Here is a 1,758-nt window from a genome sequence, read left to right on the forward strand (position 1 = left end):
GTGTTTCTGACGGCATCCGGTGATCAGCATGGCTCCGGTCGCGGCCGAAAAAAGCAGATAAGACTCCTTCGCGCCGGCGTAGCCAGACAGTCCCAGCGTGAAAAATATGAGCCAGATGCCGACGCCCGCGATCATGATGCTCCTGGCCCACAGGTTTTCCCCCGGTGGCATATCGATGGTTTTCAGGAGTCGCGAAATCATGTTTGTCGTGGTCTGGGGTGTTTGAAGGTCGCAGGTCACAAGTTGTGCTCTGTGGATGTTGGTTTCAAAGAGTTCGTGAGTCGGTGCTGACGCCCGATACCGTTGACTGCAGGAGGTGAAACCATATTGCGTAGAGCCACATATGCCAGAAGCTCAGATCGGGCTGAATTCGCTGAGCGCCCATTACGAGAACCGCGCCGATGCTTAGTGACACCACCACGTTGACGCGTCCGTCGAATGATTTGTTGTCGGCCTTGGCGATGGTTCGCAAGGCGAGCCAGCCCATCGCCGCAAAAAGGCCGATGTAAAAGACCCCACCCACGATGCCGGATTCCAGCGTCGCGACCGCATAACCTACGGCAATCGAGTTCTGCACGGTTTGCATGCCGAGCGCGGCGCCGGTTCCGACCGGATGCGCCTTCAAGTAATCGATGACGATACGCAGCCCCTCTTTTCGGTCATGAAGGGACAATGATTTGCCGGTTGGTGTGGTACTCATCGCATGCGCAGTTCGAYGCACGCAGGTCTCACGGTCGGAAGAATGTTCTTTCATGCATCCTTCGACCAGTGTCATGGCGGATTTGTCGCTCAAGTTCTCAAGATACTGTTTGGTGCAGGCGCCGGCCAGGCCGTACATCAGCGCGATGGCGCCTATTGCACCCGCCAGGAAGATCACCAATTTATGATTGCCGACAGACCTTTTGATGACCATCAGAAGCAAAATCAGCACCAGCACCATGCAGAGAAAAAGCCCGGCACCGAGGGACATGCTAAGCATCAATCCGAGCACGATAACGGTGGACCGAAGATAAGCCTTCTCCGCGATGAGGAACCAGAACAGCGCGGGCATCAATGCGAACGCGTAGGTTCCCGGCTCCTCGCTGAGTCCCTGAATGCGGAACACCGGCGTGGGCGGGCATATAGGCGTGTTGGTGATGTAGTAGGCACCGAAGAAAACGTCCGCCGCACGTCCGCCGACTTCCATCGTGCTGAAGGGATGGATGCTGAGCAACACCGCAGCTATGGCGGCAAGCGAAAAAACAACTGTCGCGCCCATCAGGTTCGCATAGATGCGCATGCTTGCGTAGACAAATTTTCGATTGATGTGGAAAAGCAGAAACAGGAAAAACAGGAACTTGGTGAAGAGGATGCACCATTGCACGATGCTGGTCCTCGACGTCGCATGGACAGAAGCAATCAATAGCATGCATAGATAGCCCGCCCCGCAAATCAGCATGAGTTTATGCAGGGGCGTCAGCATCACTTGGTTGCGCTGCGCTGTGAGAGCGACGAACAGACAGATCACGAGCAGGCAGATCGCGAAACCGGCCTGGAACAGCGTGACGTTGAATTGCTTCAGCATCACCGGGAAGAGCGACCACGAAAATACCGTGAGAAAGATCAGCAATACCTGAGAGTCTTTGCTCCATGGAAGCTCAAAAAATGGATTTCTGATCATCTTGGCCGGCCTCGAGCGCGCTGCGAATCGGATTCGACGGAGCGCGGGGTTTTCATGACGCGTCTCCGACTATTTTCAGCAATGAGTCGGTGTATCGC

2 protein-coding genes are annotated in these 1,758 nt (G+C 55.3%); both read right to left on the minus strand.

The window, feature by feature from the left end:
• On the minus strand, positions 1–240 hold a 240-nt coding region (locus AC1DWI_RS21730; RefSeq protein WP_477725736.1), incomplete at its 3' end, for a hypothetical protein.
• A 25-nt stretch (positions 241–265) separates the two neighbouring features.
• Entirely contained in the window at positions 266–1,660 is a 1,395-nt protein-coding gene (locus tag AC1DWI_RS21735; protein ID WP_477725737.1) for a hypothetical protein, read from the minus strand.
• Positions 1,661–1,758 lie beyond the last annotated feature (98 nt).

The organism is Polaromonas sp. P3_C2 (assembly GCF_056402675.1).